Consider the following 25,452-nt stretch of genomic DNA (forward strand, 5'->3'; position numbering starts at 1 on the left):
TGGAGATGAAGGAGTTCAAGCTCCCCGACGTGGGAGAGGGCCTGACCGAGGCGGAGATCGTCCGCTGGCACGTGAAGGCGGGGGACCCGGTCAAGGTCAACCAGATCATCGTGGAGATCGAGACCGCCAAGGCGGTCGTCGAGCTTCCCTGCCCGTTCGAGGGCGTGGTGGCCGCGCTGATGGCGGACGAGGGCGAGGTCGTGGACGTCGGCAGGCCGATCATCTCGGTGGACGACGGCACGGGTCCCCCTCCGGCCCCCGTTCCCGATGAGCGGGCGGGGGAGGAGCCGGCCGACCGGGCGGAAGCCCTGGCCGACGACATGGTGCCGACCCCGCCGGCCGAGGTGCGGCAGCCGGTGCTGGTGGGCTACGGCGTCAAGCCGGGCGCGGCCAAGCGCCGCCCCCGCAAACCGTCCTCCCCCGAAGGCGCGTCCGGTACATCTGCCGCGGCCGGTACGTCTACGTCCGGTACGCCTTCCGGAGCGACGCCTGGCGCGCTTGCGGGAACGGTGTCCGCGACGCGGGCTCCCGAGACGGTGCGGTCCGGCGTGAACGGGCCCGGTGCGGTCACGGCCTCGCCTGCGGCCCCGTCCGCGGCCTCTTCCACGGTTTCCCCGCCGGGGACGGGGAGGGACGCGGTCCTGGCGAAGCCCCCGGTGCGGAAGCTCGCCAAGGACCTGGGGGTCGACCTGGCCTCCCTCCTGGGGACCGGTCCGCACGGGTCGATCACCAGGGACGACGTCCAGGCCGCGCTCGCCGCCCCCGCCCGGGAGAGCGACGTCCAGGCCGCCCCCGCCCGGCCGCGGGTACCGGCCGTGACGTGGGAGGGCGAGGACGAGGAGCGGATCCCGGTAAAGGGGGTCAGGAGGGCGACCGCGCAGGCCATGGTGGCGTCCGCGTTCACCGCGCCGCACGTGACGGAGTTCCTCCAGGTGGACGTGACGGCGACCATGGACGCGGTCCAGCGCCTCCGCGGGCTGCCCGACTTCGCCGGGGTCAAGGTCTCCCCGCTGCTCCTGGTCGCCAAGGCGGTGCTCGTCGCCGCCCGCCGCCACCCGATGATCAACTCTGCCTGGGATGAGGCCCGCCAGGAGATCGTGGTCAAGCACCGCGTCAACCTGGGGATCGCCGCGGCCACCCCCCGCGGCCTGCTCGTCCCCAACGTCAAGGACGCCCACCGCCTGTCGCTGCCCGACCTGGCCGGTGCCCTCGGAGCCCTCGCCGAGACCGCCAGGGCGGGCCGCACCCAGCCCGCCGACATGGCGGGGGGCACGATCACGATCACCAACGTGGGCGTCTTCGGGGTGGACGCGGGTACCCCGATCCTCAACCCGGGCGAGTCGGCGATCCTGGCCTTCGGCCAGGTCAGGGACATGCCGTGGGTGGTGGACGGTCAGGTCGTGCCGCGCAGGGTCTGCACGCTCGCCCTCTCGTTCGACCACCGGGTGGTGGACGGAGAGCTGGGCTCGCTGTTCCTCCGCGACGTCGGCGCCATGCTCGAGGACCCGCTCCGCATGCTCGCCTGGGGCTGACCCCACGACACCGGCGGGTCCGCCCCCTCCCGGGGGCGGACCCGCGGACCGTTCGCAGGAGTGGCCCCGTGGACGGCCCGCAGGTCAGGGGCAGGGCCTTCCGATATACCCCGAAGTGCCTGCATGACATTTTCCGGCTTCGCGTGTCAATTGCCGCGACGGGAAAACCGCGAGGGCTTCGAACGGTCTCACCCGGCCGCCGGGACGCCGTACCGGCCGCCAGTCGGGCGGTAATGAGAAACCTCTTTTTGGCTCCTGTGGATCAAGCTTTAAGGTGCGTATCCGCAGCTCGGGCGAGGTTGCGGGGCGACGCTTGGAACTTTTGTCAGCCTTTACCCTCAATACGTTTTATGGCTTCCACGAATGGCTTGTTAAAACATCTTTAATGCGTGCTGAATTTGGTGATTTGTCAGGGTATGGGTGCTAGTGTCGTGGTTGGTAAGCGCGACAAGCTCAGCACGAAGGGGGAAGCCATGACTTTCAAGCAGCTCTTCCCGACAGGCCGGTTCTTGGAGTGGGGATGCTGCCGACGCCGGCGCCGCTGCGGATGCGGCGGGGGCGGCGGGTGGTGGTGGTAAGCCAGATCCGGTGCTAGCAGAAACAAATGAGAGCCGGCGGGTCAACCGTCGGCTCTCATTCTCAAAGTCGCTCTCGCCTCACGGGGCGAGGGCCGCGGTGCGCCGTCCCCCGCTGGCGCCGACGGTCTCCATTCGCAGGACCTTCCGGGAATTCTGGCCGTACACCCGCGGCATCCGCCATCTGCTCGTGGCCGGTGGCACGCTCGCCATCGTCGCGGCCGTCTGCGAGGTCGCCGCGATCGGCCTGTTCGGCCACATCACGGACGAGGTCCTCAGCAAGCAGAACCTGGGGGCCTTCTGGCTTCCCGCCGCCGCCTGGCTGGGCCTCGCGGCGACCGCGGGGCTGGTCTCCTTCGTGGGCTCCTACCTCACCGCCCTCGGCGGTGAGCGCTTCCTGCTGCGGCTGCGCGACAGGGTGTTCGAGCACATCCAGACGCTCACGCCCGACTTCTTCGACAACCGCCGCCTGGGTGACCTGATGGCCAGGCTCACCGACGACATCGAGGCCATCGAGGAACTCATCGGCTCCGGCCTGGTCAAGCTCTTCACCACGCTCATCAGCGTCGTCTTCTTCGCCGGTGCCGCCTTCTACATCAGGTGGGACCTGGCGCTGCTGACGTTCCTGCTGGTCCCGGCCTTCCTGATGGTCGCCAAGATCTTCGCGAGCAGGTTCAGGACCGTGTCGGCGCGCGAGCGGCTCAGCAACGGGATCATGAACAGCGTCATCGAGGAGGGGCTGTCCAACCAGTCGCTCGTCCAGTCCTACAACCGTCAGGGCGTCGAGGCCGAGCGGCTGCACGGAGAGGCGAGCACCTGGATGCGGGCCAACGTGGCGCAGGCGTGGCTCTCCTCCCTGTACGGGCCCGTCCTGCAGGTCATCGAGACCATCTGCCTGATCACCATTCTCGGGTTCGGCGCGTGGGAGATCTCCTCGGGACGCCTCACCATCGGCGGCCTGCTCGCCTTCGCCGCCTACCTCGCCTACCTCTATCCGGCGGTGCAGAACCTGGGGCAGATCGCCCTCACCGTCTCCGAGGCGGCGGCGGGCTCCGACCGCGTCATCGAGATCCTGACGACCCGGCCGACCGTCACCGATCGCGACGACGCCGTCCACCTGGGACGCGGGCGAGGCCACATCGAGTTCCAGGGGATCGGCTTCACCTATCCGAACAGGAGGAGGCCCACGCTGCGGGACCTGTCCTTCGCCGTCGAGCCGGGCGAACTGGTCGTGTGCACCGGACCCAGCGGCGTGGGCAAGTCCACGATCGCGAAGCTCCTGCTGCGCTTCTACGACCCCACGGCCGGGCGCGTCCTTCTCGACGGGATGGACATCCGGGAGCTGTCACGTGAGTCGCTGCGTGACAACATCACCATCCTGCAGCAGGAGAACCTGCTCTTCTCCGGGACCGTACGCGAGAACATCGCCTACGGAAGTCCCGGCGCGGACCTGGACGCCGTCGTCAGGGCCGCCGTGATGGCGGACGTCCACGACTTCGTCACCACGCTTCCCCTCGGGTACGACACGCCGATCGGGCAGCGCGGCCGGCTGATGTCGGGCGGGCAGCGTCAGCGGATCGCCATCGCCAGGGCCATCCTGCGTGACGCGCCCGTGCTCGTCCTCGACGAGCCGATGACGGGCCTCGACGCGCCCACCGCGGCACGGATCATGGAACCGCTCAAGCGGTTGATGGCCGGGCGCACCACCATCCTGATCACCCACGACCTCCGGTTCATTCCCGAGGCGGCCCACAAGATCGTGCTCGAAGCCGTGCCGAGACGCTCCAGCCAGATAAGGATCAAGTCCGCCGGGCGCCGCGGGTCCGCACTGCGCCCGGCGTGAGAGCGGGTTCCCGTACAGGACCGGCGGATCGGCGCCGTTCCGTATCGCAGGGAAGCTGCAGGGAAGCCGCCGGGATAGGGCCGGGATACGGCCGGAATCCGGCCGGGGGCGCCGCCGGGTCGTGGCGCGCCTGGCCGTACGCTTGCCGGGCACTCAGGACACCTTGGGCACCCGAACGAAGGGAAGATCATGTTCCGGCATGTCGTGCTGTTCACCTGGACGGAAGAGGCCACCGAGGAGCAGCGGGCCAGGGTCGCCACGGAGCTCGCCAAGCTGCCCGAGGCCATCTCGGAGATCCGCTCCTACACCCTCGGCCCCGACGCGGGCGTGAACCCGGGCAACCACCAGTTCGCCATCGTGGCGGACTTCGACAGCGTCGAGGACTTCCTCGTCTACCGCGACCACCCGCTGCACCAGGCGGCGATCGCCGAGTACATCAAGCCGATCGTGGCCTCGCGGGCGGCGGCGCAGTACGAGGTCTAGGGCGGCGCGCTCCCGGGTCCGGGGAGGTCTAGACGTCCGGCGGGTGGTTCTCGCGGTGCATCAGGCGCTCCTCGGACGTGTACCCGCGCTTGGGAGCCATCACGATGCTCAGCACGACTCCGACCGCACCGACGATCATGAAGATCAGGCCGATCACGTCGATGTGCACGGCCTCGCCGAGGACGTCGGGTTCGATGGCGAAGCGGAGGATGGCACCGAGCGTGAGAAAGAAGATGCTGACCCCGACACCCATGAGTTCCTCCGGGTAAGGCTGTCCGCCAGGTAAAGAGAAAGTCTGAGGTTGGTCATACCCTCTCTGGCATGATCACACCACCGAGAAGGACCTTGTCCGCGGCGGTGGGCCCCGACGAGCCCAGCCACACCGGCACCCCGAGGGCCTCCGCCACCGCCGCGGGCCAGTCGTCGATCCCGTCGGCGTAGCGCGGCCCGGCCTCTCGCAGCCGTTCCGTCAGCTCGGCCTGCCCGTCGAGGTCTCCCGCCGCGCCCACCGGAAGCTCGCCGATGTCGTACGACACGCACATCCGCGACACCGGCGCGTCCAGGTGGGTGAGCGCGAGGGCGTCGGCCCCGCCGGAGACCGCCAGCGCGTAGCGGTGGGCCACCGCGTCGAAGTGGCCGGTGCGGAAGGGCCCCTGCCAGGGGCCGGTCCCGTTGTGGGCCTCGGGCAGCGCGAGCGCCGCGTCCTCGGTGACCAGCGGTCCCGGGCCGTGGCGGGGGGTGTAGGTCCGCAGCACGCCCAGCCGCGTGGCGGGCACCCCGTCGAGCAGCTCCAGCGCGTTGGCGAAGGTCGTCGTACTCCAGGTGGTGTACGGGTGGAAACCGTGCCACTCGTCGAGCAGCACGCCCTGCGCCCCCTCGAAGACCACGGGCCGCCTGCGCAGCAGCGCGGTCATGAACGATGAGCCGACCAGGATCACCCGCTCGGCGAACGCCCGGTAGGCGTCGACGCAGTCCTCCACGGGCGGCCCGGTCACCCCGAGGGCCTCGCGGAGCGCGCGCAGCTTGCGGGCGAGCCGGACCGGCTCCTCGCAGTCGCCCGCGACCGGCGCGAGGTCGGGGTGCTCCAGGGCGTAGGCCATGGTCTCGCCGACGCCCATCCCGCACGACCCGTGCCGGTCCGCACCGCGCGCCAGCTCCCTGGCCCGCCCCGCCGCCACGTGGTACGGCGTGGCGAGCAGGGCGTCCCGGTCCACGGTGAGCAGGCAGAACGGGTCGGCGACGCCCAGCTCGACCAGGTGGTCGGCCTCCCTGGCCAGCGACAGCGGATCCACGACCATGAACCTGGACAGATGGGTCGGCACGCCCCTGAACGTGCCCGACCCGAACTGCGCGAACGTGTGCTGTCTCCCGTCGGGCAGGACGACGTTGTGACCCGCCTGCCCGCCCCCGTTGAACCTGACGACGGCCTGGACGGGCTCGCGGGCGCAGAGCCAGTCGACGACGGTGCCCTTCCCCGCGTCGCCGTACCCGAGGTCGGTCACGATCACGTGCTCACGCATGCGGCCACCCGTTCACCCTCGTCTCCTCCCCTTCCCGTTTTTCTCCGGCGAGCCGGTCACCGCCGGCCTCTCCACCGGCGGTCCCTCCCCGGCGGGGCGTTGTTCCCGCCGGGGAGGGACCGTCTCCCTTCGTGGTGGCACTCCCCGCCGCTTTCGCGGTGGCCGCCGCACGGCGGGGAGGTCTTCAGAGCCGCATCACGCCGCTGTCGCCGCCCAGGTCGAGCCCGTCGGCCACCACGAGGGTGCCCCGGTCGAGCTTGGCGAGGGCCTTGCCCACGGCGGTTCCGGCGTTCGAGCCGAGCTCGTCGAGGTCGTCGAGCCCTTCCCGCAGGTCGATGGCGTCCTCGCCGAGGCCGACGGTGAGCGCGATGGTCTCGCAGACCGCGTCCAGGTCGTCCAGCTCCAGCACGTTCTGGCCGAGCAGCTCGCGCCAGGCGGCCAGCACCCGGCCGTCACCGGCGTGGCTCGCTCCGGCGGGGAGGATGTAGTAGACGTCGTAGATCCTGGTCAGCTCGGCGACCATGTCCTTGGTCGGGATGTCGTGCCTGAGCCGTTCGCCGACGACCTTCTCGACCTCGCGCCGCTTGACCTGCGGGTAGGGAAGCTCGTCGCCGATGATGAACAGGTAGCCTCGGCGGCCCCGCTTCTCGAAACAGTCGATCGAGGTGTGCCTGGCCATGAAGTACATCGCCAGCTCGTACGACTCGGTCATCTGGCCGCCGCCCCCGCCCTCGAGCAGGATCTTGCCCAGGTGCTCGTCCATCCGGTTGTCGGACTCGAACTGGCCGACCTGCAGCGGGGCCCGGTCGCAGGTGGCGTCGCCGATCGCGCCGAAGAGGATCTGCGGGTCGGTGGCGTACCCCTTGCGCAGCAGCAGCCCGAGCAGGTCGGGCAGCTTGGTCTGGAGGGTGCGGGGCACCCCGCCCATCGAGCCGGTCACGTCGAACAGGACGGCCACGGCCAGGGAGTTGGGGTGCTCGGCGGAGTCGCGGCTCTCGCGGAGCGTCACCCCGTGCGGGTCGAGGTCGGGGTGAGCGGAGCGGGCGCCGCTGTCGCTGTAGGCGAAGGCGCTCGAACCCTTGGCCGCGCGGTAGCTCGCGGCGGCGGAGTAGACGTCGGTGGACCAGTTTCCGCTTCCCACGGGTGATCTCCTCGGATCAGGGGTGGAACGTTCTATGAAAATCGTGAAGGTCGGGGTCAGAGATGGAGCGGCCGGTATTTCCTCGGCCCGTACAGGTCGTCGAGCAGGTCGTCGAGCTCTCCCAGCAGCCGCCACGCGTCGTCCGGCGGGCTGAGCAGGCTGCCCCGGACGAAGTGCCTGACCGGGGTGGGGACGGGATCGCCCATGAGGGCGGCCACGCAGCGGGTGGCGAGGTGGATGTCGGTGGCCGGGGTCGCGGGCTTCCTGGCCAGGACCGAGGGCGGGTAGTCGTCGCGGTGCCTGGACACGAGGGCGGTGAGCGGGGTGCCGAGCGGGACCGACTGGCTCCAGTCGACGAGCACCAGGCCGTGGTCGATCGGGTGGACGAGGACGTGCTGCCCGAACACCGCGCCGTGCACGATCCCCGCCCGGTGGGCCGCGCCGACGGCCACCAGCAGCCGCCGCCAGATCCACGCCGCGTCCCGTACGTCGAGCACCGGCCGCCGCCGCCTGACCTCGTCCAGGCTCAGGAACCCGTCAGGCACCCGGCTGATCACGTTGGCCTGCCGCTCGACCCCTTCCGAGCGGTGCCGGAACGACTCCACCAGGCGAGGCACGTACGGCAGGAGCAACGGGTCGCCGTCGCGCGCGATCGTCTCCAGCGACTCCGCCTCGCGGCGCATGAGGTCGTTGTCCGCATGGCTGCGCGGAAGCTTGAGCAGCGTGTCGGGGCCGCTCTCGTAGAGCACGGCCGACGCGCCCCGGCGGAAGACGCCGCCGATCCGGTAGGTGCCCCGCCTGGTGGTGATCACCGTCTCCTTGGCCCGCTCCGGGGCCCCTTCGCGGGCCGCCCACAGCCTCGCCAGCCGGGTGAACGCCTCGGCGGCCTCCGCTCCCGGCGCGAGGTCGGGGTGGAGCAGCCTCGCCAGCCTCCGGTACGTCCGGTGCGGGAAGTCCCCGCCGAACAGGTCGCCGGGCGTGCGGGCGGCGGTCACCAGCGCGATCGCCTCGGCCGTGGTGGTCATCTGATCTGCTCCTCCCTGGCCGGCCGCAGCAGGGCGGGGTGCAGGAGCCGGGCGTCGCCGGCCCGGTAGAGCTTGGCGCGCGGCCCGCCCCTGGCCCCGCCGCTCTCGGTGGTCTCGCCGGTGCTCTCCACGAAGCCGGGCACCGACAGGATCTTGCGGTGGAAGTTGCCCGCGTGCAGCGGCACGCCCCAGACCGTCTCGTAGACGCCGCGCAACTCGGAGATCGTGAATCTCTCACCGGCGAACGCGGTGGCCAGCGGGGTGTACTCCAGCTTGCCGCGGGCCCGCTCCAGCCCGTGCGCCAGGATGCGGTCGTGGTCGAACGCGAGCTCCGGCAGCTTGTCGACCGGGTGCCAGGAGGCGTCGGCCGCGTCCGAGCCCGCCCGGGGGTCGGGCAGGCCGGGGGCGAACGCCAGGTAGGAGATCGACACGACCCTCATCCGCGGATCACGCTCGGGCGCCCCGTAACTGGCGAGCTGCTCGATGTGGATCCGGCCCGACGATTCAGACGGCCCTGACAGCCCCGTCTCCTCGGCCAGCTCCCGCGCCGCGGCCTGTGGCAGATCCTCTCCCGGCCGGATGAACCCCCCGGGCAACGCCCACAGCCCCGCATGGGGTTGCTCGGCCCGCCTGATCAGCAGAACGCGCAACCCGCCCCCGCGAATGGTGAGCGCCACCACGTCGACCGTCACCGCCACCGCCGGGTATGCCCGCGGGTCGTATCCGGCCAGGAACTCGGATTCATCCATCACATGTCCTTCTCAGATTGAGACAATCTCAGTATGAGAATAACAAGGGATCGATGTCAATGACTTTGCGGCGATCCATCCTTCTTCGCGGCGAGTCGCAATGCGAGAGGCCGGACAACGGATGAGGGACCGGCCCCTGAGAACGGGGCCGGTCCCTCATCGTGCCTGCCGCGGGAGCAGGTGGTCCTCCGGCCTGAACCAGCGGGGTTCAGGCCGGGCCGGGCCGGGTCAGAAGGCCTCTTCCGGCAGTTCCATCAGGTCCTGGTCGGTGGCTTCGAGCGTGCGGCGCTCGGCGGCGATGCGGGGCAGGACGGTCTGGGCGAAGAACGAGGCCGCCGAGACCTTGCCGGCGTAGAAGGCGTGGTCGCTCCCTCCGGTGGCCGACCCCAGCGCCGCCAGGGCCACCTCGGCCTGGCGCAGCAGCAGCCAGCCGATCACCACGTCGCCCAGGGCGAGCAGGAACCGGGTGGTGTTCAGGCCGACCTTGTAGACCTCCTGCGGGGTTTCCAGCGAGCCGAGTGCCCAGCCCGCCATGGTGTCGGCCATGGCCTTGACGTCGTCCGCGGCCTCACCCAGGAGCCTGCGCCCCTCCTTCAGCCGCCCGTTGCCCGCCTCGGAGGCGGCGAAGGCCTTCACGTCGGCGTACAGCGAGCCGAGAGCGGCCCCCTGGTTGCGCAGGACCTTGCGGAAGAACAGGTCCATGCCCTGGATCGCGGTGGTGCCCTCGTACAGGGAGTCGATCTTCGCGTCCCTGATGTACTGCTCGATCGGGTAGTCCTGCAGGTATCCGGAGCCGCCCAGGGTCTGCAGCGAACGGGCGAGCAGCTCGTACGAGCGTTCGGAGCCGACGCCCTTGACGAGCGGCAGCAGCAGGTCGTTCATCGCCTCGGCGTGCTCGTTCCTGCGGCCCTCGTGCTCGGCGATCAGCACGTCGTCCTGGTAGGTGGCGGTGAGCATGACCAGGGCCCGCATGCCCTCGGCGTACGACTTCTGGAGCATCAGCTCCCGGCGTACGTCCGGGTGGTGGGTGATCGTCACGCGGGGGGCCGACTTGTCGGCCATCTGGGTGAGGTCGGCGCCCTGCACCCGCTGCTTGGCGTAGGCGAGGGCGTTGAGGTAGCCGGTGGAGAGCGTGGCGATCGCCTTCGAGCCGACCATCATCCGGGCGTGCTCGATGATCATGAACATCTGCTTGATGCCCTCGTGCACCTCGCCGATCAGCGTGCCCACGGCAGGGTGCTCGCCGCCGAAGGTGACCTCGCAGGTCGTGGAGACCTTGAGGCCCATCTTCTTCTCGACGTTGGTGACGTAGACGCCGTTGCGCTCGCCGAGCTCGCCGGTCTCCAGGTCCACCTGGTACTTCGAGACCAGGAACATCGACAGGCCCTTGGTGCCGACGCCGTGCCCCTCGGGGCGGGCCAGCACCAGGTGGAAGATGTTGTCGGACAGGTCGTGCTCGGCGCTGGTGATGAAGCGCTTCACGCCCTCGATGTGCCAGGTGCCGTCGTCCTGCTTGACGGCCTTCGCGCGGCCCGCGCCGACGTCGGAGCCGGCGTCCGGCTCGGTGAGCACCATGGTGGCGCCCCACTGCTTCTCGATGGCCAGCTCGGCGTAGCGCCGCTGGTCCTCGGTGCCGATCATGTGGAGGATGTGGGCGAACGCCGGGCCGCTGGAGTACATCCAGATGGCGGGGTTGGAACCGAGGACGAGCTCGGCCAGGGCCCAGCTGACGCTGCTCGGCAGGCCGGGACCGCCCATCTCGGTGGGAAGGCCGAGGTTGGTCCAGCCCGCGTCGCGGTAGGCGGCGAAGGACTTCTTGAAGCCCTCCGGCATCGTCACCGTCCCGGTGGCGGGGTCGAACACCGGCGGGGTGCGGTCACCCTCCTCGAAGGAGTCGGCGAGCACGCCCGTGGCGAGACGGTTGACCTCCTCCAGGACGCTCCGCACCACGTCCTCGTCCAGATCGGCGTAGAGGCCGGTGCCCAGGATGTCCCGACGCCCGAAGACCTCGAAGAGGTTGAACTCCAGGTCACGGACATTGCTCTTGTAGTGGCCCATGGGGTCTGCTCCTTGAAACCGGGGGTCCGGAACTTTCCATACTCGCCAGTAACGTTACCTGTAATGCTACCCGCGAGTAACCCCTAGAAAACAACCTCGGCTGGGACGTTCGTCACGCTGCCCGGAGACGCCCCAGGGTGGCCGATCGACGGGCGGGGGAAGCTCTCCTAGGCTCGTCCCATGGACGAGCAGTGGCGGGCCGACCTCGGGATGTGGGGCATCCCCGAGGAGATCGCGGCCAGGGCGCCGGTCAATCCCTGGGGCCACTCCCCGGCGCGGTTCGCCGAGCGCACCGACCTCGCCCTCGCGGTTCCCGAGGGGCCGACCCTGGCGCGGATCGCCGAGGCCCTCCCGCCCGGCGGGAGTCTGCTGGACGTCGGCGCCGGCGCCGGGGCGGCCTCCCTGCCGCTGGGCCGGGACCTGGGGGAGCTGATCGCGGTCGACGCCTCCGACGCCATGCTCGCCGAGCTGGCCTCCAGGGCCGCGGCGCTCGGCGTCCCCGCCCGGATCGTCAACGGCCGCTGGCCCGGCGTCGCGGCCCGGACCCCGGTCGCGGACGTCGCGGTCTCCGCCCACGTCGTCTACGACGTGCCCGATCTGGCCGAGTTCCTCGCCGAGCTCACCCGCCACGCCCGCGCCCGGGTCGTCCTGGAACTCACCGGACGGCACCCGATGAGCTGGCTCAACCCCCTCTGGCAGCACTTTCACGGCATCACCCGCCCCGGCAGGCCCACCGCCCACGACGTGATCGCCGTCGCCGAGAGACTCGGCCACGAGGTCCGCCACGAGTGGCGGGTGGCCCCGCTGCCCCGCTTCACCCGGCTCGAGGACCTCGCCGAGAGCGCCTGCCGGAGGCTCTGCCTCGGACCGGAGCGGACCGACGAGGTGATCGCCGCGGTGGTCGAGCTGGACATGTGGCCGGTGCCCCGCGACCGGTGGTTCACACTCTGGTGGGAATCAAAGTGAGATCCGGCCGCGTTCCATGAGCCGACCCTCAGAAGAGGTGTTCCCGGACGAGACGCGCCGTACCCGGTGGGCGAAGACGACGCTCCTGATCAAGGGGGAGCTGTCATGGCCTGGGTCTTCATCGTGGTCGCCGGTCTGTTCGAAGTCGCGATGGCCTACTCGCTCAAGCTGAGCGACGGGTTCTCCGCCCCGCTGCCGAGCGTCGGTTTCGTGGTCTTCAGCGTGCTCAGTTTCGGCCTGCTCGCCCTGGGGCTGAAAACCCTGGAGGTCGGTACGGCCTACGCCGTCTGGACGGGCATCGGAGCCGTCGGCACCGCCGCGCTCGGCATCGTCGCGCTCGGCGAGGACGCGTCGGCCCTCAAGATCGCCTCGATCCTGCTCATCATCGCGGGCGTCGTCGGGCTCAACCTCGCCGGAGGCGGCCACTGACCGCGCGCCCGGACGTTCCGGCGGGCCGTACGGGACACATCCGGCAGCGCCTCGCGGACCGCGAAACGGCTCACCCGAAACCAGCTTGACGGCTTTGGTGGTGTCGGGTTGGGTGGGGGGCATGATTGACGTTCACTGCGTGACCTTCGACTGCGCCCAGCCGTACGAGCTGGCGACCTTCTGGCGCGACGCCTCCGGCGGGGAGCTCCACCCGGACACGGAGAAGAACGACGAGGAGGTCCTTCTCCAGGGCGGCCGGGTCGATCTGCTGTTCATCAAGGTCCCCGAGGACAAGGCGGTCAAGAACCGGGTCCACCTGGACATCACCGGTTCGGCGGGCACCACCCGCGACGAGGAGGTCGAGCGCCTCGCCGCGCTCGGCGCCACGATCTTCGAGGACCACCGCAATCCCGACGGAAGCGGCTGGGTCACGATGCTCGACCCCGAGGGCAACGAGTTCTGCGTCTGCCGCGCCGAATACGAGAGGGTCTAGCGTCTCCGGACGGTCCCGGCCCGGTCCGCCGAAAGGCTCGGCCGGGCCGCGAGACCGGCGGTCTTGTGGGAGCGGGCGGCCACCGAGGCCTGGCAGGGCCGCGCCCAGCCGGGCCGCGAGGTTCGGTGGCCACCGGGCCACGAGGTTCAGTGGCCGCCGGGAAGCGAGGTCTGGCCGCGTCCCTTGAGGGCGAGGGCCACGATCGCCGTGATCAGGTAGATCACGACACCCCCCTGCAGCGCGTCCAGTGCCGCCCCGAGGACGCCCTCGTTGTCGAGGACGAGCTGCACCGGATACAGCAGGATCGCCGAGCCGAGCGCGGGATAGAGGGAGAACCTCCAGGGGTGGCGCAGCGCCCAGAGCCGGGCCTGCCGTGTCACCCGGTCGCCGATGGTGGGCTTGCTGATCGAGCCGATGGCCGCGACGAGCGAGAACAGGCCGATACCGACCATCGTCGCCCACGCAAGATCCAGGCTTCCGGAAAGCAGGCCCAGCCCCAGACTGGTGGCCGCCACCGCGCCGCCGGTCACCGCCGCGGCCTTCCAGGGAGCACCGCGCAGCGCCGCTCCGGCGAGGGACATCTCGTCACGTCGAGTCAGTTCGTCGTTCATGGCACCAGAGTGCCTCCCGCGCCCCCTTGCCCACATCGGGGAGCGACCCTGACTGTCCCCGGAGTCGCCACATCGGGGACGCTGTTCGCGCCGGTGGTGAGAGACGCCTCCCGACGACGCCTCCCGACGCCTCCCGACGCCTCCCGAGGGCGAGGCCCGGGCAGCTCGCGGCGTGATGTGGGTTGGAAGGTCTTCGGTGCTCGCGGTCGTTCGCGCCGTCTTTCCGGGTGGGGACAAGGCCTACGCTGACGTGCATGGACGAATCACCGGCGCGCCTGGTCCGAGAGTTTCACGAGAAGATCGGGCTTCCCCTCTCCGACGCCCCCGGCCTGCCCTCCGTGGAGCTGGCCCGCCTGCGGCAGAGGTTCCTCGACGAGGAGGTGGCCGAGGTGGCACAGGCCGCCGAGGCGGGCGATCTGGCCGGTGTCGCGCACGAGCTGGCCGACGTGGTCTACGTCGCGTACGGCACCGCCCTGACGTACGGGATCGACCTGGACCGGGTGCTCGCCGAGGTGCACCGGGCCAACATGACGAAGTCCGGCACCGAGAACGGCAAGGCCGCCAAGGGGCCGGGGTTCACGCCCGCCGACGTGGCCGGGGTGCTGGCGGGGGGAATCCGCGGTTCCGGACAGACCGGATAGGTTGGCCGTCATGCCGGTGGAATTCCGTATCGCCCGTGCCGAGGACGTCCCGCTCATCGTGGCCATGCTCGCCGACGACGCCGTCGCGGCCTCGCGCCAGGGGGCCTTCGGCGACGAGCACCGCGCCGCCTTCGAGGCCGTCGACGCCGACCCCGGCAACGAGCTGATCGTCGCGGAGCTGGACGGCGAGGTGGTGGGCACCATGCAGCTCACCTACATCCCCGGCATCTCCCGTCGCGGCGCGCTCCGGATGCAGATCGAGGCGGTGCGGATCGCCTCCGGCCTGCGAGGGCGGGGGCTGGGCCGCACGATGATGGAGTGGGCCCTCGACCGCGGGCGGGCCCGGGGATGCGCCCTGGTCCAGCTGACCACGGACAAGTCCCGCGCGGACGCCCACCGCTTCTACGACTCCCTCGGCTTCGTCGCGTCCCACGAGGGGTACAAGCTCGCGCTGACCTGATCGTCGGGTGGGTCCGCGGCGACATGCCAAGGGTTCGCGAGGACCGGACCTCCCCGCTGGGGTTCGCCGGTCACTCGGTGGCGCAGGGGGCGAGCTCGACCAGATTGTCGTGGTAGACGGCGCCGCGGCCCAGGTCGGCGTCGCGGGCGGCCACCACGGCGTTCGCCGTCGCGCCCCCCGGGCTGAGCTTGCGCCAGTGCCCCTTGGTGGACGCGACCACGCCGGGCCGTACCCTCTCGCTGATCTCCACCGCGGCCTCGAACTCGCCGTCGTCGTTGAACACCCGGGCCCGCTGCCCCTCGCTCAGCCCCCTTCGCGAGGCGTCCTCGGGGTTGACCAGGATCCGCGGGCCCTTCGAGCGCTTCAGCAGCTCGGGGTTGTTGCCGAAGGTGGTGTTCAGGAAGGTGTGGGAGGCGGGCGTGATGAGCGCCAGCGGGTACGGTCCGGGAGCGGCCGAGGCCGTGTGCGACGGGATGTAGGCCGGTCCCGAGCCGAACTCCATCCGGCCGGAGGGCGTCGGGAAGCCGTCGGTGAACGGCACGAACGGCTGGGGGACGCTGAGACGGACCCAGCCCTCCTTGCGCAGCCGGTCGAGCGTGATCCCCTCCAGGGAGGGATGCCCCGAGGTGAGCAGTTCCTCGGCCAGTTCCAGGTCGGAGTCGTACAGGGACGGCTCGGTGAGCCCCATGTGCCGCGCCAGGCGGCGGAACGTCTCGGTGGTGGACAGGCACTCGCCCGGCGGCTCGACGGCGGGCTCGTTCCACATCAGGTACATGTGCCCGTAGCCCGCGTGCAGGTCGGCGTGCTCGATCTGCATGGTGGCGGGAAGGACGATGTCGGCGTAGTCGACGGTGTCGGTCGGGAACTGCTCCATCACGACGGTGAACAGGTCCTCGCGCAGCAGCCTCTCGCGGACCCGGTTCTGGCCGGAGGTGGACCCCATCGGGTTCGCCGCGTACACCCACAGGCACTTGACCGACTCGTCCAGTTCGTCGGCCAGCCGCGTCATGGTCAGCGTGCGGACCGGCCCGGGGAGCAGATCGTCACGGGTGTCGATGTTCAGGTGGACGTGCCCGCTGGTGGAGTACACGATCCCGCCGCCCGGATGGCGCCAGTCGCCCGTCACGCCGGGGATGGAGGCGATCGTCCGCATCGCGGTGCCGCCGCCCGCGTGCCGCTGCACGCCCATGGTGGCCCGGATGCCGGTGGGCCGCGTACGCGCCAGGCGTGTCCCCAGGGCCCGGATGTCGGCCTCGGGCAATCCGGTGATCTCCGCCACGCGCGCCGGGGGGTGGCGCAGGATCTCCTCGCGGAGGTGCTCCCAGCCGCTCGTGTGGTTCTCCAGGTAGTCGCGGTCCTCGGCGCCCTCGGCGAGGACGACGTTCATCAGCCCCAGGGCGAGGGCCGCGTCCGTGCCGGGCCGGATCGGCAGGTGCTCGTCGGCCTGCTCGGCGGTGCGGGTGCGGATCGGGTCGATCGCCACCACGTGCGCCCCGGCCGCGCGGGCGTCCTGGATGAACTTCCACAGGTGGTGCCCGGACGTCAGCGTGTTCGTCCCCCACAGCAGGATGAGCCTGGACAGGGCGAACGTCTCGGGGTCCATGCCACCCGGCGTGCCGTAGACCTGCCGCAGCCCGGAGTTCCCGGCCGAGGAGCAGATGTTCAGGAAGTGCCTCGACGCCCCCAGGACGTTCCAGAACCGCCTCCCGGCGATCCCCTCCGACCCCTGGACGTATCCCAGCGTGCCGGTGCCCAGATAGGGCCAGATCGCCTCGCCGCCGTACTCGTCGACGATGCCCCGCAGCCGTACGGAGATCTCCTCCAGGGCCTCGTCCCAGCTGATCCGCTCGAACCGGCCGGACCCCTTGGGGCCGACCCGCCGCATCGGGTGCAGGATGCGGTCGGCCGCCCGGGTGTGCTCCAGGTAGCGGTTGACCTTCACGCAGAGCGCGCCCCGGGTGTACGGATGGTCCGGGTTGCCGCGCATCTTGACGGCGCTGCCGTCCTGGACGGTCACCACCCAGGAGCAGGTGTCGGGGCAGTCCAGCGGGCACGCCCCCAGCACTCGCAATTCGCCTGACGACATGCCCCGACTGTAGCCGCGCCCCCAGGCCGGAACGCACGCGCGTTCCCCTTCAGGCCCCCGCCGCCCCCTTCCGGCGCCGGCCCCTCAGGTCCTCCCGGCGGCGCGCCCGCCGCGCACCGTCCGGCTCTCGCCACGCGATGCGCCGCGCGGCTCCGGTGTCATCGGGGAAGGCGCCTCACCTGAGAAGGCCGCCGTGCTCGTGGTCGTGGCCGGACTCCAGGCCGCCCGCGCCGGTTCCCGGCCCGGCGGTGTCCGGCGTGCCGGGTGCGACGGCACCCTTGCCGGGCCCCTCGGAGGCACCGGAGCCGCTGGGAGCCCCGAGAGTGCCGGGACCGGGAAGGTCGCGGGCGTACCCGTAGACGAACGCCGCCGCCGCGATCGCGCCGGCGTTCACTTCCAGCGCCTTGTCGTTGATGTTGGCGATGGTGTCGCACGCCTGGTGGTAGCACTTGTCGTACGCCACCCCGGCGCTGCCGCCGAACTTCTCGGCCTCCTCGGCGGTCTTGAGGCGCTCGGCGCCGGTGAACAGCCCGCCCGAGGGGACGCCGATCGCGATGAAGGGGCCGTAGTCGGAGCGGCCGCTGAACTCGGCGTCCTGGTACGGCTCGCCCACCGCCTCGAAGTACGCCTGGAAGAGCTTTTCGATCGGGCCCGATCCGGGGGGCGGAGTCGCGCCGGCGACCGCGCCGGACGAGTCGCCGTCGTAGATCCCGAAAACGTGGTTCGGTGAGGCGATCATGTCGAAGTTCAGGTAGAGCTTGATCTTCGCCCGCTCCCTCGGGGGCAGGGCGGCCACGTAGTGCTTCGAACCGAGCAGGCCCAGTTCCTCGGCGCCCCAGAAGGCGAAGCGCAGCCTGTTCTTCGTCCGCAGCGACTTCGCCGCCAGCGCCGTCTCCAGGATGCCCGCGGTGCCCGAGCCGTTGTCGTTGATGCCGGGGCCCATCATGACGCTGTCCAGGTGGGCGCCGAGCATGACGATCCTGTCCGGGTCACCCCAGCGGCTCTCGGCGATGAGGTTGCGCGTCCTGCGGTCGGGAGCGCTCTCGGCGTCCACGACGAGCGTCGCCTTCGTTCCCGGCGCGGCCAGTTCCTCACCGGTCGCGAAGCCGGTGCTGACGACCGGGATGCGCATGGTGGAGGTGTTGACCGAGCCGCCGAACAGGGCCCGGCGGTCGGCGTTCCCCTTGCCCGCCTGACCCTCGTTGAAGATGATCAAGCCGGACGCGCCGGCGGCCTGGGCCTGCTCCGCCTTGGTCTGGAAGCTGCAGGTGCCGCGCTGGACCAGCGCGATGTTGCCCCGGACGAATGTGGAGAAGTCGCTCGCCTCGCACCCCGAGGTGGATTCCACCCCCTGCTTCGGCGGCAGGACCAGGTCGATCCCCTGCACCGGGGCCGTCGCGTCTCCCGAGCCGGAGTACGTCATGGTCCTGAAGTCGGTACCGGGCACGTACGTCTTGGCCGCGGGCCGGATCCGTTTGAGCACGGGGGCCGTGACCTCGCGGAAGAAGGAGATCTTGAACTCCTGCGAGGTGACCTGGTATCCGGCGGCACGGAGCCTGCCGGCGACGTAGGCGAGCGAGGCGTCGTAGCCCGGTGTGGCCGCCGCCCGGGTGCCGCCGTTGGCGTCGGCGATCTTCTGGAGCCTCTCCAGGTGCCCCTTGAGGGACGCGAGCTTGACCGAGGCCCCGAACGCCTCCGCGCCCGCGGGGAGAGGGTTCTCGGCCGGCGGTCCGGAGTCGCTTTCTCCGGGGGCGGGCGTCGCGCCGGCCTGCCCGGGGTCGCGCCCTCCGGGAACGGGTGCCGCGCCACCCCCGGGTGCGGGTGTCGCGCCGGCCGGGGGGGTGGACACGGCGGACACGACGGCCAGGGACATGACCGAGGCCATGGTGATCGCGGCCAGCAACTTCCTCGGAGCGACGGAAGGGGCTTCCCGGCCCTCGGGCGCGGCTCGAAGGGACGCGGACGGGTGACGGAACATGATGGTCAGTTTTTCAGGCCGTCACCCATCAAATCGATTGTTCCCGCAGGTAGAACAGTCAATTCTCCATCTCGGACAGGTACGCTATGTTCGCCCGGTCCCCCTCGTCGAGGCTGGGGCTCCCCGCGAACCAGGCGTCCAGGATCTCCCCGAGCAGCGGGGCGGAGGTCAATCGGAGGCTGATCGCCAGCACGTTGGCGTCGTTCCAGCGACGTGCCCCGTCCGCCGTGGCCGCGTCCGCGCACAGCGCCGCCCGCACCCCGGGCACCTTGTTCGCCGCGATCGACGCGCCCGTCCCGGTCCAGCAGCACACGATCGCCTGATCGGCGGCCCCCGAGGCCACGTCCCCGGCGGCACGCGCGCAGCACCACGCCCAGTCGGCCCGTTCCTCGGCCAAAGCACCACGAGGTATCACCGTGTGGCCTCTTTTTTCGATCGCGGAGACCAAGATGGAAGCCACACCGTCAAGACTGTCGGAGGCCACTGAGATACGCATGACTCTGATTGTGGACACTCAAGGAGAAGATCGGTGACGCACCTGTAATGCGGAACGTGCAGAATCGCAGGCGGTGACGAAAATCGGGGAACTGGACGAAACGACGTCCGTCGACGGCACAGGGCCGACGACGGGCGACGATCTCACCGTGCACGTCGTCGAACCGCTGCTCCCGCAGCGGATCCGCCGCCCCTCCGACCTGTTGCGGTTCCTGGCGACCCTGCTCGCGCTCGTGGCCGTGGTCATGCTCGCCTTCGTCGCGCAGAAGACCCTGAACGGCCTGGAGGGCGATGTCGCCGACGGCACCAGCCGGGCGCCGTTCCTGCTCAGCGGCCTGGCCGGGGTGCTGAGCGCCTCGGCCATGCTCGGCGTGCCCGTCGCCTTCGCCATCGAGCGGGTGCTCCACCGCGACGGCCTCCGGGTGGCCGAGGGACTCTTCGCGGCCATCGCCGCGATGGTGTTCTCCTTCGCTCTCGGCGAGTGGATCCTCAGCGCCGGCCCCGAGGACCTGCGGGTCCTGCTGACCGGCGGGCGGGCCGGGGTCGAGCCGATCAACACCCTGCTCACCCCGATCATCGCCTACGTCACCGCGGTGCGGATATCCCGCCGCCCCACCTGGCGGGCGGCCCTGTGGAGCGCGGTCGCGCTCAACGCCGTCGCCCTGTTCGCCGGGCTCGCCGCCACCATCCTCGGCATCGTCGTCTCCATCCTGGTCGGGCTGGCCGTCGGCTACGCCACCCTGTACGGCGTGGGCAGCCCCAACACCCGCCCGCCGGGCAGCGCGGTCGTCGCGGCGCTCCGCAAGCTGGGCTTCGTCCCCGTCAAGGCCCGCAGGCTCGACGACGACCACCAGAGCAGCCGCCGCTACGCCGTCGACCTCAAGGACGGCAGCCGCCTCGACGTCACCGTCCTCGACCGTGACCGCCAGGTCGCCGGGGTGCTCTACCGCCTCTGGCGGCGCATCCGCCTCAACTCCGAGACCCGCCGCAAGGCCATCCGCTCGCTCCGCGCCGAGCTGGAGCGCGAGGCCCTGATGGCGTACGCCGCGCAGGCGGCCGGAGCGAGCACCCCCAGGCTCGTCGGCACCAGCGAGATCGGCACCGAGGCCGCGCTGCTCGCCTACGAGCACACCCCCACCCGCGCGCTCGACAGCATCCCCGACAACGAGATCGACGACAACCTGCTCGCCCAGATCTGGGAGCAGGTCCTGTTGCTGCAGGTCCAGCGGCTCGCCCACCGGCGGCTGACCGGTGACAGCATCCACGTCGACGGCGAGGGCCGGGTCATCCTGATGGACGCCCGCAGCGGTGAGATCGCCGCCGGTGACCTGCTGCTCCGTCTCGACATCGCCCAGCTGCTCACCTACCTCAGCCTGCGCGTCGGTGCCGAGCGGGCGGTCGCCGCCGCCGCGGCCGTGGCCGGGTCCGGCGTGCTCGCCGACGCGCTTCCCCTGCTCCAGCGGATCGCGCTGACCCGGGAGACCAGGGCCGCGCTCACCAGGAACAAGGAACTGCTCACCGAGATCCGCGATCGGATCGTCGAGCTCAAGCCGAGGACCGAGGCCGAGGAGGTGCGCCTGGAGCGCTTCCGTCCCCGGACCCTGATCACCATCATCGGCACCGCGTTCGCCGCGTACTTCCTGGTCTACTACCTGACCCAGATCAACCTCAACATGATCACGTCGGCCAAGTGGAGCTGGACCGGGGTGGCGCTGGTCGCCGCGATGCTGAGCTACGTCGCCGCCGCCCTCATGCTGATGGGGTTCGTGCCGGAGAAGCTGCCCCTCGGCCGTACGGTGCTCGCGCAGTTCGCCGGGTCGTTCGTCAAGCTCGTCGCGCCCGCCGCGGTGAGCGGGGTCGCGGTCAACACCCGTTACCTGCAGAAACGCGGCATCCCCCCGGGCCAGGCGGTGGCCAGCGTGGGCGCCTCCCAGCTCATCGGGCTGGCCTGCCACGTCGCCCTGCTGCTGCTGTTCGCCTACATCACCGGTTCCAACACCGCCTCGTCGTTCACCCCGTCGCGCACCCTCGTGATCACGCTGCTCGCCGTGGCCGTGCTGATCCTGGTCGTCGTGAGCGTGCCACGCCTGCGCCGCATGATCATCTCGCGGCTTCGCCCGCTGTTCTCCGGCGTCATGCCGCGCCTGCTCGACATCCTCCAGTCACCCCGGAAGATCGTCGAGGGCTTCGGCGGCACCCTGATGCTCACCCTGTTCTTCGTGGTCTGCCTGGACGCCTGTGTCCGCGCCTTCGGCGGCTCCATCAACTTCGCCGCCGTCGCCATCGTCTTCCTCGCGGGAAACGCCATCGGCTCGGCCGCCCCGACCCCCGGCGGGCTCGGCGCCGTCGAGGTCTCCCTCACGGCCGGGCTCACCCTGGCGGGCGTGCCGCGTGAGGTGGCGGCCTCGGCCGTGCTGCTGTTCCGGCTGCTGACCTTCTGGCTGCCGGTCCTGCCGGGCTGGGCCTCGTTCACGTACCTGCAGAGGCACGAGGCGCTCTGACCCCGTCCGGCTCCCGCCCGGCTTCGGCTCGTCTTCTCGCGTTTTCCCGGGCCTTTCACGGACGGAGGCCGCCGGTCACCTGGACCGGCGGCCTCCGTCCGTGAGAGCGGATGGGCGGGGGAGATCAGGCCTCGCTGGACCTGGCCCAGATGTTGATGCCCGCGTCGACCGCGTCCTTGTCGATCGCCTCCAGCTCCTCGGCGTCGAACGAGGGCTTCTCCACCGCCGCGAGGCTGTTCTCCAGCTGCGCGACGCTGCTCGCGCCGATCAGCACCGAGGTGACGCGCCTGTCGCGCAGCGCCCAGGCCAGTGCCATCTGCGCCAGCGACTGGCCGCGCCGGCCCGCGATCTCGTTCAGGGTGCGGATGTGCCGCATCGTCTCGTCGGTGAGCATGTCCGGGGTGAGGAAACGTCCCTGCGAGGCCCGCGACCCCTCCGGGATCCCGTTCAGGTACCGGTCGGTCAGCATGCCCTGCGCCAGCGGCGAGAACGCGATGCAGCCCGCGCCCTCCTCCTCCAGGACGTCGAGCAGCCCGCCCTCGATCCACCGGTTCAACATCGAGTACGAAGGCTGGTGGATCAGCAGCGGGGTACCCATCTCCCGCAGGATCCGCGCGGCCTCCTTGGTGTGCTCGGGCGAGTAGGACGAGATGCCCGCGTACAGCGCCTTGCCCGACCGGACCGCGTGGTCCAGCGCGCCCATCGTCTCCTCGAGCGGGGTGTCCGGGTCGAACCGGTGGCTGTAGAAGATGTCGACGTAGTCGATCCCCATCCGCTCCAGAGACCGGTCCAGGCTGGACAGCAGGTACTTGCGCGACCCCCACTCGCCGTACGGGCCCGGCCACATGTCGTAGCCCGCCTTGGTGGAGATGACCAGCTCGTCCCGGTACGGCGCGAAGTCCTCGCGGAAATGCCGTCCGAAGTTGGTCTCCGCGGTCCCGGGCGGCGGGCCGTAGTTGTTGGCCAGGTCGAAGTGGGTCACCCCCAGGTCGAAGGCCCTCCTGAGGATGTCCCGCTGGACCTCGAAGGGCTTGTCGTCACCGAAGTTGTGCCAGAGCCCCAGGGAGACGGCGGGCAGCTTGAGCCCGCTCTTGCCGACCCGGTTGTACGGCTGACGATCGTCGTACCTGTCGTTCGCCGCGATATATGTCACTGAGCCACCTTTGTAGTGTCGAGAATCCAGGAGAGGGTGAAGGCCTCTTCGCGCCAGGAGTCGTACCTGCCGCTGCGGCCGCCGTGTCCGGCGCCCATCTCCGTCTTGAGCAGGAAAGGCCCGCCGCGCGCGACGTCGCGGAGCTTCGCGATCCATTTGGCGGGCTCGTGGTAGAAAACCCTCGTGTCGTTGAGGCTGGTGATCGCCAGAATCGGCGGGTAGACCCGGCCGTCCACGTTCTCGTAGGGCGTGTACGACTTCATGTACGCGTACACCTCGGGATCGTGCAGCGGATCGCCCCACTCGTCCCATTCGATCACGGTCAGCGGCAGCGACGGGTCGAGGATCGTGTTCAGCGCGTCCACGAACGGCACCTCCGCGACCACGCCCGCGAAGGTCTCCGGCGCGAGGTTGGCGACCGCGCCCATCAGCAGCCCGCCCGCCGACCCGCCCCTGGCGACGATCGCGCTCGACCAGTTCGCGGCGGAGAGGTGCTCGGCGGCGGCGACGAAGTCGGTGAAGGTGTTCTTCTTCCGCTGGAACTTGCCCTCCTCGTACCAGCGGCGACCCATCTCACCGCCACCCCTGACGTGCGCGACGGCGAACACGAAACCCCGGTCGAGCAGGCTGAGCCTCGCGATGGAGAACGACGGGTCGATCGAGGTCTCGTAGCTTCCGTAGCCGTACAGCACGGTGGGGGCGGGCCGCTCCGTGCCCTTCTTGACCACGATCGAGATCGGCACGCGGGTGCCGTCCGAGGCGGTCGCCCACTCGCGGAACTGCTCGTAGTCGGCCGGGTCGTAACCGCCCAGCACCACCTTCTGCTTCAGCAGGATCAGCTCGCCCGCGCCGAGGTCGTAGTCGTAGACCGACGGCGGAGTGATCATGCTGGTGTAGCCGAGCCGCAGCCGTCCGGTGACGAACTCCGGGTTGCCCGACGGGGCCACGTCGTAGATCGGCTCGGGGAAGGAGATCTCGTACGCCTCCCCGTCGCGGGGCAGGATGCGGATGCCGGTGAGGCCGTCCCTGCGGAAGTGCACGACGGTGTGGCCCTCGAAGGCGTCGATGTCGAGCAGCCGGGTGTCGGCGCGGTGCTCGATGATCGGCGTCCAGCTGCCGGGGTCGTCGAGGGGCGCGGTGGCGAGCTCGAAGTTCTCCGCGTTCCGGTTGTGCAGGATCAGGAAGTGGTCACCCGCGTGGTCGACGCCGTACTCGACACCGGTCTCCCTGGGTCTGACGACCCGGAACTCGCCGGTGGGGTCGTCGGCCTCCAGGACGCGCACCTCGCTGGTGATCTTGCTTCCGGCGGAGAGGACCAGGTAGCGCTCGCTGCGGCTGAGCCCGACGCCGACCCAGAACCGCTCGTCGGACTCCTCGTGCACGAGCACGTCGTCCTCGGCCGGGCTCCCGATCGTGTGCCGGTGGACCTGGTTGGGCCGCCAGGCCTCGTCGACCGTCGTGTAGAAGAACGTCGTGCCGTCGGCGGACCAGGCGCCGCCGTAGAAGATGCCGGGAATCTCGTCGGGGAGGGTCTCGCCGGTGGCGAGGTTCTTCACCTTCAGGGTGAAGCGCTCGTCGCCGCTGAAGTCGGTGGAGTAGGCCAGCAGGGTGCCGTCGGGGCTGACCGAGCTGGTACCGATCGAGAAGAAGTCGGAGTCTCCGGCGAGCTCGTTGCCGTCGAGCAGGACCTCCTCGCCGGGAAGCGACTCCCCGGCCTTCACCTCGGGCGGCGTCTCGCCGTCCGCCGCCACCCGGCACTGGAGGCCGTACTGCTTGCCCTCCTCCGTCCGCGAGTAGTACCACCAGTCGCCCTTGCGGGTGGGGACCGAGAGATCGGTCTCCAGGGTGCGTCCCTTGATCTCCTGGAAGAGCGTCTCCTGCAGGGGCTTGAGGTGGGCGGTCGCCTCCTGCGTGTAGGCGTTCTCCGCCTCCAGGTAGGCCACCACATCCGGGTCGTCCTTGACCGTCAGCCACGCGTAGTCATCGACCACGGTGTCCCCGTGGTGCACGCGCTCGCTGGGAACCTTCTTCGCCGTCGGCGGCGTCTGGCTGCTCACTCCGCCGAGTCTATGTTTCCGCCGGTGCCTGTTCGGATCCACCCGCTCGGCCGGTGCGGTCGGCTCGTTCGGCCCGCCGGCCTCGGTTGCTTCGGCCGGTTCGGTTCGCTCGCTTGCCCGGCTCGGCCGGCTCGGTGGGATCGGACGGTTGGGCGGTTCGGCTCGCTTCGCTCGCGGACCGGGGCACCTTCTGCTTCCCACCTCCCGCTTCCCGTCCGCGGGGTTCGCCGTTACGTCTCGAGCGGTCTTCGGGGGCTGCTAATCTTTTGACGTCGGCAAGGTCCGGCGCAAACCACTCCAATCACTTCGGTGACTTCCGTATGGCTTGTGTCGTGTTTTCCGACAACCCCTTTGAAACCAACGGTCTCGAAGATCGGTTCGCAGAGCCGCTCAAGGGCTGGTAAGTTAGAGGGGTTGCTCTGGAAACGGAGCCGCCGGAATTCCAGCAGGGTCAGCCAGATCGAATCAACCGGATCAAAACAAGCCGGTTTGACACGAAAAAGCGGACCTGAAAGAATAAAGGCACAACGAAAGAACAGAATAAAACAGAACGAACGCCCCGGAGTTCTGCCGGACCGGTTGGTCGGGTCAGGGTGATGGTGTACGCGTCCGTTTCTTGAGAACTCAACAGTGTGTTAAAAGCCAGTGCATGAAGC

At 70.2% G+C, this 25,452-nt stretch carries 22 protein-coding genes and 1 riboswitch; of the genes, 9 read left to right on the forward strand and 13 right to left on the reverse strand.

The annotated features are described in order from the left end of the window. Positions 1-5 precede the first annotated feature (5 nt). The 3 genes from ACTOQ3_RS35135 (at position 6) to ACTOQ3_RS35145 (ending at position 4,433) form a co-directional block, all read left to right on the forward strand. A complete protein-coding gene (locus tag ACTOQ3_RS35135) occupies positions 6-1,532 on the forward strand; it encodes a 2-oxo acid dehydrogenase subunit E2 (RefSeq protein ID WP_440087783.1) in 1,527 nt (508 codons plus the stop codon). A gap of 675 nt (positions 1,533-2,207) precedes the next feature. Further along, positions 2,208-3,950: an ABC transporter ATP-binding protein gene (locus ACTOQ3_RS35140; RefSeq protein ID WP_440087784.1), complete on the forward strand. Its 1,743-nt coding sequence runs from the start codon at positions 2,208-2,210 to the stop codon at positions 3,948-3,950. Positions 3,951-4,139: 189 nt separating this feature from the next. Then, positions 4,140-4,433 (forward strand): Dabb family protein, encoded by a 294-nt coding sequence (locus ACTOQ3_RS35145; protein WP_440087785.1) that lies wholly within the window; start codon positions 4,140-4,142, stop codon positions 4,431-4,433. Positions 4,434-4,461: 28 nt separating this feature from the next. Here the strand turns inward: ACTOQ3_RS35145 and ACTOQ3_RS35150 are convergent, their stop codons facing one another. From ACTOQ3_RS35150 to ACTOQ3_RS35175, 6 genes are all read right to left on the reverse strand, one after another. Beyond that, a complete protein-coding gene (locus tag ACTOQ3_RS35150; protein ID WP_440087786.1) occupies positions 4,462-4,686 on the reverse strand; it encodes a DUF6458 family protein in 225 nt (74 codons plus the stop codon). Between the two features lie 52 nt (positions 4,687-4,738). Beyond that, positions 4,739-5,953: an adenylosuccinate synthetase gene (locus ACTOQ3_RS35155; protein WP_440087787.1), complete on the reverse strand. Its 1,215-nt coding sequence runs from the start codon at positions 5,951-5,953 to the stop codon at positions 4,739-4,741. A gap of 184 nt (positions 5,954-6,137) precedes the next feature. Further along, entirely contained in the window at positions 6,138-7,094 is a 957-nt protein-coding gene (locus tag ACTOQ3_RS35160) for a hypothetical protein (protein WP_440087788.1), read from the reverse strand. 56 nt (positions 7,095-7,150) lie between these two features. Beyond that, complete coding sequence (locus ACTOQ3_RS35165) at positions 7,151-8,119, reverse strand: lipopolysaccharide kinase InaA family protein (protein WP_440087789.1); 969 nt, start codon at positions 8,117-8,119, stop codon at positions 7,151-7,153. Continuing rightward, positions 8,116-8,868 (reverse strand): NUDIX hydrolase, encoded by a 753-nt coding sequence (locus ACTOQ3_RS35170; protein WP_440087790.1) that lies wholly within the window; start codon positions 8,866-8,868, stop codon positions 8,116-8,118. Before ACTOQ3_RS35170 ends, ACTOQ3_RS35165 begins: the two co-directional genes overlap by 4 nt. Positions 8,869-9,096: 228 nt before the next feature. Next, a complete protein-coding gene (locus ACTOQ3_RS35175) occupies positions 9,097-10,926 on the reverse strand; it encodes an acyl-CoA dehydrogenase (protein WP_440087791.1) in 1,830 nt (609 codons plus the stop codon). 180 nt (positions 10,927-11,106) lie between these two features. Between ACTOQ3_RS35175 and ACTOQ3_RS35180 the strand changes: the two genes are divergently transcribed. The 3 genes from ACTOQ3_RS35180 (at position 11,107) to ACTOQ3_RS35190 (ending at position 12,814) form a co-directional block, all read left to right on the forward strand. Next, positions 11,107-11,892 (forward strand): class I SAM-dependent methyltransferase, encoded by a 786-nt coding sequence (locus ACTOQ3_RS35180; protein WP_440087792.1) that lies wholly within the window; start codon positions 11,107-11,109, stop codon positions 11,890-11,892. Positions 11,893-11,912: 20 nt separating this feature from the next. Further along, a riboswitch (guanidine-III (ykkC-III) riboswitch) is annotated at positions 11,913-11,978 on the forward strand. A 19-nt stretch (positions 11,979-11,997) separates the two neighbouring features. Continuing rightward, positions 11,998-12,321 (forward strand): DMT family transporter, encoded by a 324-nt coding sequence (locus ACTOQ3_RS35185; RefSeq protein ID WP_440087793.1) that lies wholly within the window; start codon positions 11,998-12,000, stop codon positions 12,319-12,321. A 121-nt stretch (positions 12,322-12,442) separates the two neighbouring features. After that, positions 12,443-12,814, forward strand: coding sequence for a VOC family protein (locus ACTOQ3_RS35190; RefSeq protein WP_440087794.1), 372 nt, complete (start codon positions 12,443-12,445; stop codon positions 12,812-12,814). A gap of 146 nt (positions 12,815-12,960) precedes the next feature. Here ACTOQ3_RS35190 and ACTOQ3_RS35195 read toward each other — a convergent pair whose 3' ends face one another. Beyond that, a complete protein-coding gene (locus ACTOQ3_RS35195; protein ID WP_440087795.1) occupies positions 12,961-13,425 on the reverse strand; it encodes a hypothetical protein in 465 nt (154 codons plus the stop codon). A 254-nt stretch (positions 13,426-13,679) separates the two neighbouring features. Here ACTOQ3_RS35195 and ACTOQ3_RS35200 point away from each other — a divergent pair, with 254 nt between their 5' ends. Further along, entirely contained in the window at positions 13,680-14,066 is a 387-nt protein-coding gene (locus ACTOQ3_RS35200; RefSeq protein WP_440087796.1) for a MazG nucleotide pyrophosphohydrolase domain-containing protein, read from the forward strand. A gap of 10 nt (positions 14,067-14,076) precedes the next feature. Further along, complete coding sequence (locus ACTOQ3_RS35205; protein WP_440087797.1) at positions 14,077-14,526, forward strand: N-acetyltransferase family protein; 450 nt, start codon at positions 14,077-14,079, stop codon at positions 14,524-14,526. Between the two features lie 70 nt (positions 14,527-14,596). On the opposite strand, the gene ACTOQ3_RS35210 is transcribed toward ACTOQ3_RS35205, so the two are convergent. The 3 genes from ACTOQ3_RS35210 to ACTOQ3_RS35220 form a co-directional block, all read right to left on the reverse strand. Beyond that, positions 14,597-16,612, reverse strand: a complete 2,016-nt coding sequence (locus ACTOQ3_RS35210; RefSeq protein ID WP_440087798.1) for a molybdopterin-containing oxidoreductase family protein — start codon at positions 16,610-16,612, stop codon at positions 14,597-14,599. Between the two features lie 175 nt (positions 16,613-16,787). Then, positions 16,788-18,515: a M28 family metallopeptidase gene (locus ACTOQ3_RS35215; RefSeq protein WP_440087799.1), complete on the reverse strand. Its 1,728-nt coding sequence runs from the start codon at positions 18,513-18,515 to the stop codon at positions 16,788-16,790. A gap of 133 nt (positions 18,516-18,648) precedes the next feature. Then, positions 18,649-19,086, reverse strand: coding sequence for an RpiB/LacA/LacB family sugar-phosphate isomerase (locus ACTOQ3_RS35220; protein WP_440087800.1), 438 nt, complete (start codon positions 19,084-19,086; stop codon positions 18,649-18,651). 73 nt (positions 19,087-19,159) lie between these two features. Here ACTOQ3_RS35220 and ACTOQ3_RS35225 point away from each other — a divergent pair, with 73 nt between their 5' ends. Further along, entirely contained in the window at positions 19,160-21,586 is a 2,427-nt protein-coding gene (locus ACTOQ3_RS35225; protein WP_440087801.1) for a flippase-like domain-containing protein, read from the forward strand. Between the two features lie 124 nt (positions 21,587-21,710). On the opposite strand, the gene mgrA is transcribed toward ACTOQ3_RS35225, so the two are convergent. From mgrA to ACTOQ3_RS35240, 3 genes are all read right to left on the reverse strand, one after another. Then, complete coding sequence (mgrA, locus tag ACTOQ3_RS35230; protein WP_440087802.1) at positions 21,711-22,739, reverse strand: L-glyceraldehyde 3-phosphate reductase; 1,029 nt, start codon at positions 22,737-22,739, stop codon at positions 21,711-21,713. Next, a complete protein-coding gene (locus ACTOQ3_RS35235; protein ID WP_440087803.1) occupies positions 22,736-24,796 on the reverse strand; it encodes a S9 family peptidase in 2,061 nt (686 codons plus the stop codon). Before ACTOQ3_RS35235 ends, mgrA begins: the two co-directional genes overlap by 4 nt. Positions 24,797-25,247: 451 nt before the next feature. Continuing rightward, a partial coding sequence (locus tag ACTOQ3_RS35240; RefSeq protein WP_440087804.1) for a hypothetical protein occupies positions 25,248-25,452 on the reverse strand: 205 nt, incomplete at its 5' end.

Origin of the sequence: Streptosporangium sp. LJ11 (assembly GCF_051918945.1) — a bacterium.
Lineage (GTDB): Bacteria > Actinomycetota > Actinomycetes > Streptosporangiales > Streptosporangiaceae > Streptosporangium.